At 55.3% G+C, this 9667-nt stretch carries 10 protein-coding genes; 5 read left to right on the top strand and 5 right to left on the bottom strand.

All coding sequences use genetic code 11. From position 1 onward, the window contains the following. Nucleotides 1-167: 167 nt before the first annotated feature. From ACOSYY_RS08770 to ACOSYY_RS08750, 5 genes are all read left to right on the top strand, one after another. Nucleotides 168-1298, top strand: coding sequence for a class I SAM-dependent methyltransferase (locus tag ACOSYY_RS08770; protein WP_421661888.1), 1131 nt, complete (start codon nt 168-170; stop codon nt 1296-1298). A gap of 781 nt (nt 1299-2079) precedes the next feature. Continuing rightward, entirely contained in the window at nt 2080-3537 is a 1458-nt protein-coding gene (locus ACOSYY_RS08765; RefSeq protein ID WP_421661887.1) for a sigma-54-dependent transcriptional regulator, read from the top strand. A gap of 84 nt (nt 3538-3621) precedes the next feature. Next, entirely contained in the window at nt 3622-4068 is a 447-nt protein-coding gene (locus ACOSYY_RS08760; protein WP_421661886.1) for a response regulator, read from the top strand. A 326-nt stretch (nt 4069-4394) separates the two neighbouring features. Further along, nucleotides 4395-4910, top strand: a complete 516-nt coding sequence (locus ACOSYY_RS08755) for a hypothetical protein (protein WP_421661885.1) — start codon at nt 4395-4397, stop codon at nt 4908-4910. A gap of 33 nt (nt 4911-4943) precedes the next feature. Further along, nucleotides 4944-5384 carry a DUF421 domain-containing protein gene (locus ACOSYY_RS08750; protein WP_421661884.1) on the top strand — a complete coding sequence of 147 codons (441 nt, stop codon included), beginning with the start codon at nt 4944-4946 and terminating at the stop codon, nt 5382-5384. A 25-nt stretch (nt 5385-5409) separates the two neighbouring features. On the opposite strand, the gene ACOSYY_RS08745 is transcribed toward ACOSYY_RS08750, so the two are convergent. From ACOSYY_RS08745 to ACOSYY_RS08725, 5 genes are all read right to left on the bottom strand, one after another. Further along, the gene (locus ACOSYY_RS08745; RefSeq protein ID WP_421661883.1) at nt 5410-6549 is read right to left on the bottom strand and encodes an outer membrane beta-barrel protein; all 1140 of its coding nucleotides are present in this window, start codon (nt 6547-6549) and stop codon (nt 5410-5412) included. An 8-nt stretch (nt 6550-6557) separates the two neighbouring features. Continuing rightward, nucleotides 6558-6845, bottom strand: coding sequence for a PepSY domain-containing protein (locus ACOSYY_RS08740; RefSeq protein WP_421661882.1), 288 nt, complete (start codon nt 6843-6845; stop codon nt 6558-6560). Between the two features lie 43 nt (nt 6846-6888). Then, a complete protein-coding gene (locus ACOSYY_RS08735) occupies nt 6889-7152 on the bottom strand; it encodes a BON domain-containing protein (protein ID WP_421661881.1) in 264 nt (87 codons plus the stop codon). Between the two features lie 26 nt (nt 7153-7178). Then, complete coding sequence (locus tag ACOSYY_RS08730; protein WP_421661880.1) at nt 7179-8900, bottom strand: HAD family hydrolase; 1722 nt, start codon at nt 8898-8900, stop codon at nt 7179-7181. Between the two features lie 127 nt (nt 8901-9027). Continuing rightward, nucleotides 9028-9597, bottom strand: coding sequence for a Slp family lipoprotein (locus ACOSYY_RS08725; protein ID WP_421661879.1), 570 nt, complete (start codon nt 9595-9597; stop codon nt 9028-9030). Nucleotides 9598-9667 lie beyond the last annotated feature (70 nt).

The following is a 9667-nucleotide window of genomic DNA, read 5'->3' as shown; positions in this document are numbered from 1 at the left end:
GTGAGGTCACAAACTCGCCAGTTACTCCAGGTTATTCTTGTGGGATGCGCTTCAAATCGCCAATGGTTTGGGGTCTTCCTAGTGGCTGCCGCTCCGCATACCTCATACGATTACGTTCATTCATCCGATATCACGGACTCGAAAAGTTCAGCCTTTCTGATGAGCCCATGGAAGCCGCATCAACCACTTTGGACAATCGCCAATGCATCTATACACCATGCCTACTGTGTGGCGGGCTGGAATTTGTCGTCATCGCCGCCCCGTCCGATATCACGGCACAGCAGTACTACTTGAGACAGTTTTACCAACGACGGCTCAATGAGAGTCTCAGCGCTCAGAGCCGCCGAGCAGCCCTCACAGACCGCGTCTCCTTCACGCACAATTACGAGACATACATCGTTGCCTGTTGTAGCTGCGGATTGCTCTGTCGTAATCCACACCCGCCGGCGGAGGCGGTCACCGAGGCCTATACAGACGATCACTATGAAGAGCATCACTTGCAGGCGGAGTTTGAATCTCAGTTGGCATGGGCCCGTGCAAAAATTCCGCTCGTAGCTCGCCATCTCACGACGCATCGCTCTCCGCGAATAATCGAGGTAGGCAGTTTTGTGGGCAGCTTCTTAGCGGCGGCTCGAGAACATGACTGGGATATCATCGGCATAGATCCCGGCGATGCTGTTGCACGATTCTGTCGGGATCGAGGATTGCCGGTCTTCCATGGCACGATAGATGATTTGCCTCGGCCGTCACATGAGGTCGATGCCATGGTCATCTGGAACACTTTCGATCAACTACCGGATCCGCGGCCGCTACTGACAACGATCGCGCAGTCGCTCAAGCCCGGCGGTTTGCTGGTCATCCGTGTTCCGCATGGCAACTGTTATCGATTCGCCATGGAGTTCGCGAAATTCCACCGGTGGATGACACATCCCGTGTATACCGGTCTAGCCTGGAACAATTTACTCAGTTTTCCTTACTTATACGGTTATGGACCCGCCACGCTTGACGGCCTTATCGCCGAGTTTGGCCTCGTGCGCGAGGCTGTGTACTCCGATACGCTGATGACCGCGACGGTACCGGAGATGAAATGGTGGGTGACACTTGAAGAACGACTCGTAAAGAGGCTTTGTCGGTTTACAACCATGCTCGGACAGTGGGCGGGAGGCTCTGCTCTCAGCAGCGCCCCATGGCTTGATGTGTATTATCGCAAAGCAGCGGCACTGCCCCGGACATCGGAGGCGGCGCTAGGGGTCTCTCCAGTGGGCGCCCATTCCATCTTGGATCACACTGTTGCTTAAAACAGCGGCGCAACGAACTATGCGTGACACGTCCCGTCGAGACAATTTAAGCTCATGGCTACTCAAAGCCGGTGTTCTGATCGCGTGGTGCCATCACCGTCCCACCACACGCAAGGCGGTGATGACGGTGAATGACGCCTGGCTGCGCGCACTCGGACGCGACGTGTTCACGAATAGTCACGCCGGTCACCGCGCGACCGTTGCGTGTCGTGTTCGAGAATGATGTGTCATCTGTCGAGCGCGCGAATGATTCGTATCGCGCCTGGAAGTTGATTCCTCTGAGCCGAGAGGTTGGATGTTACTGATCGCTCCACAATTTATGCAGCGAAAGCCCAAACATTGCCACGCAAAATATTCTGTGGCGCCGTAGAAGTAATCATGCACTTTAAATCCACCGCATCGTTCACAAACCATGGCAGCGCTCCTTTTGTTGATTGTGAAATGGCTCGCCTCGTGAGTGAGTCATGCATTTACCTACTGCCATGGATTAAGCACGAACGCTGCCAGGCGCACGTGTGGGATCAAGTTGTTGGAAAATCAGGGTCCTTAGCATGCTACTGGAACCGGGACCCGCATCGTCTGATCGGACAACATGTCCCTGTTCATAGACGACGTGTCGCAAGTCATCCTGATCAGCAATCGATGAGCTGTGCGCACGCCTTCATCCCAAGCCTTCATCCGATGTGTGCGAACGACACCCATGGATTGATCGGATGTGACGATCGCAGCCATGGTAGCCATTGCCATAGAATTGCCATATTGCCATAGAGAGGTTGATGACATGCCCCATTCCACTATTTTGATCGTGGATGATGACTCCGAGACACAGACATTGCTCAGAGATGCGTTGTTGAAAGAAGAGTACCGCGTGGAAACTGCGGACGACGGAAAGGCCGCTCTCGATAGGGTCACTCGTCAGGCGCCGGACCTCGTGATATCCGATATCAATATGCCGGGTCTCGACGGCCTCGGTCTTCTGGATGAGTTACGTTCTCGCGGACACGACATGCCCGTGATACTCATGACGGCTTACGGAAGCCTGAAGACGGCGGTGGACGGGATCCGAGCGGGGGCGTTCGACTACCTCAGTAAACCGTTCATCATGGAGGATGTGCGGTTGGTGATTCATCGAGCGCTCGAACACACTCACCTATCCAGGCAGAACCAACAGCTCAAAGAACAGCTTCGCGATCGTTACCGGTTTGATAATTTAGTCGGCAGCAGCCCGGCCGTGGTTTCCGTTTATAAATCCATCGCTCGGGTGGCTCAGACAGACAGCACGGTTTTGCTCGAGGGCGAAAGCGGAACCGGCAAAGAACTCATCGCCAGAGCCATTCACGCCAACAGCGCGCGTAGTGCCGGCCCCTTCGTGACGGTCGATGGAGGAGCATTGACCGAAACTCTGCTCGAATCCGAGCTGTTCGGGCACGAACGAGGTGCGTTCACCGGCGCAGTGGGGTCCAAGAAAGGTCTATTGGAGAAAGCCCATCTCGGCACATGTTTCCTGGACGAAGTAGCCGACCTGTCGCCGGCGCTGCAAGGGAAATTGCTTCGTGTCATTCAAGAGAGAGAATTCCGGCGAGTGGGAAGTACCATGACCACGACCGTCGATGTACGCATTATTGCCGCGTCGAAAAAAGACCTGAATTCTCTCGTCCAAGCCGGAACGTTTCGCGAGGACCTGTATTACCGATTGAATGTCGTGACGATACGTATCCCGCCATTGCGGGAACGCATGGAAGACGTGCCGCTCCTGGCACAGCATTTTGTCCAGACTTACGGCTCATCCAAGCCGAAGCCGGTCACGGGAATGTCGGCTGAAGCCCTCGCCGTCCTGACCCGCTATTGGTGGCCGGGAAACGTGCGGGAACTCGAACACGCCATTGAGCGCGCGGTAGCCCTCACCCCGCATCCCATTATCTATCCCGAAGATCTTCCGCATGCCGTGCATACGGCCACGGTGCAGACGGCGGCTCAAGCGCAAGGATGGGTCACGTTGGAAGAATTAGAACGAGAGCACATCGTGCGGGTCTTGAAGCACCATCATCAAGATTTGGGTCGATCCGCTGTGATTTTGGGAATTCATCGCAAGACATTGTTACGAAAGCTGCGGCAATACGGTCTCGCAAACGGGCAACGGACAAGATATCTGACATCGGACATCTTGTCTTCGCCGCTCCAGAACGAGCCGTCTCCAACGATCTTAGATCCGCAGGAACTGGACTGCTCACGTTCTTAGTTCGGTGGGCTATTATTTCTACTACAAGGACGATCGTAGGAAGAGGGTGGTGATATGGATGGTTATGGCAAACGTGCATTAATCGTGGATGACAATGAAGACATTCTGCCTGTGACGGGGGCAGTGCTGATGAATCGCGGGTATAACGTGTATACGGCTTCCGACGGCTTCGAAGGGTCGGAGCAGATGAACAAAAGACGTTATGACGTCGTGCTGGTGGATTACCACATGTCCAAGATGAGCGGACTGCGATTCATTGAGATCTGCCGGGTGCTATGGCCTGAGACACCCATCATTCTGATGTCGGGAGACGACTACGTGATCGATCATGCTGATCTAATCAAAGGAATCTTTGGGTGTATCGCTAAACCGTTTGAGCCATCCGTATTGATTGAACTGGTAAATCGAGCCTGCCATCGCCTTTCTCAAGAAGACCACGTCAAGCTGTCTTGCGGCGGCAGGACAACTGATCGACGATCTTCCCCGCTAAAGGGTCGTCAAAGTCTTCAAGGGGCACGGGGAGCCCACTGACCAATTACCTTCCTCATCAAAGCTCTTGGATCGTTGGGACGTTCTTCGCTTCCGAATCATCTTCCCTTGCCATTTCGAACCACTGTCGAATTTTTTGTGCTGCACATTTCACGTCGTATTTCGCATGTGTTATTGCAAAGCCGGATACACCACTCGACCTGGTGTTTTTCCACCGGACATTTCGTCCATCCGGAGACATAATGGTCGAGAGTGACTCTCTCATTGGATGACCTTCTTGCCTGCCAAATACGATTTCAATGGCTTGCGGTCATCCTCACAGGCCTTCAGTTTGCATAATAATTTAAGAACACTTAGGCAATAAACCTATGGCATCTTCTCCTGCACGAGTCGGCGATCTTGAGATCAACCAAAACCTCCACGTACAAAGGCAAACATGGATCTTACAGCGTATCGGTTGGGGCGGCATGGCACTGATCGTTCTGGCGGCCTTGTCAGGAGTGTTCGGAAGCGGGCCCTTGGCCCGCACGGAGGCCACGGATGATCAGCAAACCTTTCGGCTGTTGTACGATCGCTTCGGGCGCTATGAAGGCGAATTGGTCTTGCAGCTCGTACTTTCCCCTGAAGCTACAGAGACCGACCGAGTAACCGTTGAGATCGATCGACCGTACTGGACCAGCCATGCCGTCGAACAGATCATTCCCGAACCTCTCCTATCGAGCATCGGCGTCAACGGGTTCCGTTATACATTTGAAATCCACTCACCGTCTATACCGGCGGTCATCGTCTTCCGCCTGCGACCGAAATATCTCGGTGCGCTGGACGGTCGCATTCTCATCAACGACGTCGGCCCGCTCCGATTCAACCAGTTCATGTTTCCCTAACCGGGGCTCATCGAGTTTAACCAGGAGGTTGCCATGGAAACGGTTCTGCGTGCGCTGACCATCTATCTCGTTTTGCTGTTGGTATTCCGGCTGGCCGGTCGCCGCACCTTGATGCAGATGACAAGTTTCGATTTCGTCTTGCTGCTCATCATCAGCGAAGCCACTCAGAACGCCATGCTGGGCGACGACTACTCCGTCACGACAGGTGTGCTGGCGATCGTGACCCTTGTTGGAACCGATATTCTGCTCTCATATTGGAAACATCGTTCGGCGGCAGTGGACCGATGGCTGGACGGCCTACCGATGATCATCGTGGAAAACGGCATTCCGCTGAAGCCGTTGATGGACCGCGCGCGAATCGACGTGGAGGATGTGTTGGCTGCCGCTCGCCAGGGTCCCGGTCTTGAACGAATGGAGCAGATCAAATATGCCGTGATGGAAGTCGGAGGCCACATCTCAGTGATCCCTAAATAGATACACCGGGGCGGGACCCGGCGCCTTATGAATCAAATGCCCATAGCAGCGACAGCAATATCATCTGCTGATTGGGAACGAGCGCCGGTTGGCCGTCTCCTATCACACTGCCGCGAAAGAATCCCCCGTCCGCGCCTGTCGAGCGATCAAAGCGGTGCTCGAGACGAATAATTCCCGCATGGCCGCCCCAGTTCCGCTTGTATTCCAGCGTGGACGTCACAGCCCAGATCAATTGCTCTGCGCCCGTCATCCGGCCGTTGCGATCCCAAAAGAATTCCGGTCGCACCGCAAGGCTCCACGGCCCTCGAACCTCCCATCGAGTGAACAGTGCGGCCCCGGTCCAGAATGTGCGGGGCGCGGATGCCTGATCCGCGATCCGCTCGGTGCCGATATCGAACACCACGACTACCGTCCAATCCTCGCCCCTCCACTGCAGTTGCGTATCTGAAAAGGCGCGCCAGTATCGGATCGACGTATCCCCCTGATCCGGCCCATAGTACACATTCTGCGCGACGACCCAGCGACGGGCGATTCGCCAATCGAGCTCCGCTCCATAGCTGGGAAGCCCATTTGCATGCGCCAAATGCTGAAAGCCGTTCAGTACGTGGAAACCCACGTCAATGTTTTCCGTGATGGGATAGCGGCTGCCTACTCCGAGGATGAAGTTCGGGGAATAGTCGGTGACAAAGGAGCGCGTATAATTGAAATTATTGACGGCATAGAACGATTCAAAATTGATGAATCCTTTCATGAGCCCGGCGGAAATCGACAGCCCCTTTCCAATCGGAGCCAGATAGGTGATGTTCGCCTGTCCCACATGACGAAGAACGTCCGCGCCGGGCATGGGCTTTTCTCGATCATCGGGAACGAGACCATCGGTGTCATAGCCGCCCTGGAAGCCCAGGTCGATACCCCACCGATTCTCACTCGTGGCCTCACGTCGAATGGAGATAAGTCCAAGATTCGGCGCGACCTCGTTCGTCCGAGGCGTCGTTTGTTTGCCGCGAAATATGTGATTATCGGGGAAGTTGGCATTCATGCCGTAGCTGAGGTCCAGGACGGCCCTGATGTGAACCTCGGCTTCCCGGATTTCAGCATTGAGGGAAGAGCTTAGCCCGGAGACCAGGAGAGCGATCGCAAGACAAGCCAGCGCACTCTGGCGCACGGCGTCGGCTAATCCATCTTCATGACTTTTCCGGATGCCGCATCGATGTGTACCGTCCGCTTTCTCTGTGTCGAATCAATCATTTCGACTTCATACACAGTCCGTCCATCTTCTCGTTCCAACTCGGCCTCGACGGTTTTTGCATTTGTGACATTGGCCTCTGCGATACGCACGGCCTCAATGAGAGACACATTCGCCTGTGTGAGCAGATCCCGCTTCGACGCATGATGCATGGCGCATCCGCCGCCTAACCCGATGGACGCAAGTCCGATAATCGTCCAATACGCTGTACGCATGACATCCCTCCTTCGTTGATTGAGACGCAGCTATACACAACGCTTACGGTTCCACGAGCACTTTGTTCACAACCTTTGCTCCGCCCGAGATACGCCGAGCGATATGGTCCGCGCGACGTTTTTGCTGCGCGTCATCCGTTTCTCCGCTCAGATAGATGATTCCCTCCTCAACCGACACGTCGACACGGAGCAAGTTCGCCTCACCGTGATCATATAAGGCTTGCTTCACCCTCCCAGCAAGCATCTCATCCGCCGACCCTTTGCCCAGCCCGCACCCGCAAATACTAAAGAGAAGCGGCCAGATCATGAGCCGACTTCGGAACGCCCCGCGCATTACGCGCCGCTCGCGGGAACTGTGTACCGTTCCTCAATGGCGGAACGTATCATCTGTCGACTGCGCTCGGCGCTGACGGATGGCCGTTGCTCAATCCGACGAACGGCATCGGCCAAGTGTGAATCTTTAATACCCTCCGACATCCATGTGCTGTAATCCCCTCGTCGAAGGTGATGCAACCACGTTTTCTCATCAACGCCCTCCGCGAGTTGCATGAAAAGAATCAAGTTGTGCGCGCGTAAGTTCAACAGATTGTCCGGCCCGCGAAAAAAAAAGCTTCGGTCCTCCGGCAACTCGCCTTCGGCATATTTCCGGCGATGGCGCCGGCGGTCTGCTTCACAAGGAGCAATGCGCAATGTGCAGGGCAACTCGGTGGACCGTCGATCCCAAAAGACCGCCTCACCAGGATCCAGGGTCGTATACGGCACTTGAGGTACAGGCAGACCGAGCACTTCACAAAAGCCTGCGATTGTGCCATTGGGGTCATCGCCTAAAGCCACGACCACATCCACCGTGTGAAGCACCGATTTCGCGACATGATCGGGATGCACGGTGACATACACCATACCGGTCAAATCTTTCGCCAGCACAGCTTGCACCGGTTGCCAGTCGCGAGGCAATAAATGGTGTGTTTCGTCGACAAGAATCCAATGAGGCCGACCGGATTTGGCCCGACGTTCCTGAAGGGCCGGCAAGAGGGCGAGGAAAAAGGCCGGTCGATCTTGTAACGGCAAACCCACGAGATTGACGACCAAATTCGTGTCCGGGCTCTCCAGTGCGGTAACAATCTCCATCATTCCCGGACCTCGTTGTGAAGTCCCGAACATGACTGCTTCCGCAAACCCTTCGTAGTCTCCTTCAGGATCGATCACACAAAACTGATACCCTTGTTCTGTGACCCGCTCAAGAATCCCGGTTGCCAGCGTCGATTTTCCGCTTCCCGACGAGCCGGCCACCAACAGATTCGATCCAGTCGCGGCAATCGTGACCTCCGCCCCGTTTTCGCGCACACCGATAAGAACATTGCGACGGCTCGCGCTGAACGGAGACACAGAGAGATCATGACCAACGAGTTCATCGATGACTTCGGTGACTCCCCGTCCAGCCGCGCCACTGGTGACCCAATCGGCGATTTCTTTGAGTGTCGGCACGGCATTGGCCACCGCCACCGCGTACTCGCATTGATTGAGCAGGGCATGATCATTTTCTGCGTCCCCGACCCCCACGACATTGCGCGGCGATAGGCCCATCTCCCGCAATGCGGCCGCGAGACCACTGGCTTTGTTGACTCCGGATGGAACAACCATGACGGAGTCCCGATTGAAAATAACCTGCAGTTCAAGACCGAGATCTCGAATGACCTCGAGCACCGTCAACTCATGGGGCCGCACCGTGCCCACAATCGAATCCCCGAACGAAAGCTCCGGTACCTGTCTGCGGCGCAGCTCGTCGACGAATTGCGGAGGAATCGGAGGGGCCAATACCGTATGTTCGCGTGTCGCGGGACGGTAGAGCACGGCGCCGTTGTCCGCGACGACTCGCTCGCACAGTCCGATTTCTGGAAAAATGTCCCGGATATCCGGGAGTAGACGCCCTGTGACGAGAATGACTTTCCGCCCGGATTGGATGAGGCGCTCAAGGGCGGCGATCGTCTTGCGGTCCACCCGGCCATCGACGGCGAGTGTGTTGTCGTAATCCGTCGCGACGGCAACATATCTCATAGGTGTTCGGATATATGATGAGCACGCGTCATTATCAGTAGAGTCATGCCTGCACTACTGTTCGCCGATGACCGACAACCTCCTCCGCTCCCTTGTCCCACATCGAACCTACGGCATTTCTACGAGCCTAGCTTCCCGACACGTGAGCCCCTTCCAAAAACATATACGGTCGGTGCCCGTAGTAACCGTACCCGTAATAATTGTAGTATCCGGCTAATGGATAGTTCGACCTCGTGTGGTCGTCCCACAGGGTCATGTCGCGTATCCCGACAACCGGAAAGTCATAGGCCGCCTGATCGAGCGTCTCAGTCCGAAGACCGAGAACCTCGCCGATGACGGTAATTTTCGATCCTTCCTTAAAGATAGCCGGGTCGATTATTTCGCCACGGCTGTCTAACGCTAAGAATCGTCCTCGTGATGACGCCCGGCTTTCGAGTGGAATATGATCCTTATTCAACGGTACCTCAAGCACTTCGATTGTCGTCCTTTCATTGTCTCGCACGGCGTTGAGCACTTCTCCTCCCCAGACCACTATTTGACCGCGCGTGGCGTCGGGCGCGGCTTTCACTTGTTCGTACGTCAATTGTTTGTTGACCCGATTAGCCCACTGTTCAGGAATGACCTGATACCGGTTACACCCGCTCACGACAATCGAGAGGAGCGCGCATCCGATCCAGAACCCAACAGTGCCTTTCATAGAACACCTCTTCTCGGAGGGCAGCACAAAAGCGAGGCGTCGTACAGACGCCTCGCTCGACCTTTTTATC

The sequence above is a fragment of the Nitrospira sp. BLG_2 genome, assembly GCF_049222245.1.
Note: the sequence above shows the minus strand (reverse complement) of the source record. Positions and strands in the feature narration are given on the sequence as shown.

What these genes read in the sequence shown, in the direction of transcription:
- ACOSYY_RS08770 (WP_421661888.1), top strand. Translation starts at nt 168, where the DNA reads ATGGAAGCCGCATCAACCACTTTGGACAATCGCCAATGCATCTATACA.
- ACOSYY_RS08765 (WP_421661887.1), top strand. Translation starts at nt 2,080, where the DNA reads ATGCCCCATTCCACTATTTTGATCGTGGATGATGACTCCGAGACACAG.
- ACOSYY_RS08755 (WP_421661885.1), top strand. Translation starts at nt 4,395, where the DNA reads ATGGCATCTTCTCCTGCACGAGTCGGCGATCTTGAGATCAACCAAAAC.
- ACOSYY_RS08750 (WP_421661884.1), top strand. Translation starts at nt 4,944, where the DNA reads ATGGAAACGGTTCTGCGTGCGCTGACCATCTATCTCGTTTTGCTGTTG.
- ACOSYY_RS08740 (WP_421661882.1), bottom strand. Translation starts at nt 6,845, where the DNA reads ATGCGTACAGCGTATTGGACGATTATCGGACTTGCGTCCATCGGGTTA.
- ACOSYY_RS08735 (WP_421661881.1), bottom strand. Translation starts at nt 7,152, where the DNA reads ATGATCTGGCCGCTTCTCTTTAGTATTTGCGGGTGCGGGCTGGGCAAA.
- ACOSYY_RS08730 (WP_421661880.1), bottom strand. Translation starts at nt 8,900, where the DNA reads ATGAGATATGTTGCCGTCGCGACGGATTACGACAACACACTCGCCGTC.
- ACOSYY_RS08725 (WP_421661879.1), bottom strand. Translation starts at nt 9,597, where the DNA reads ATGAAAGGCACTGTTGGGTTCTGGATCGGATGCGCGCTCCTCTCGATT.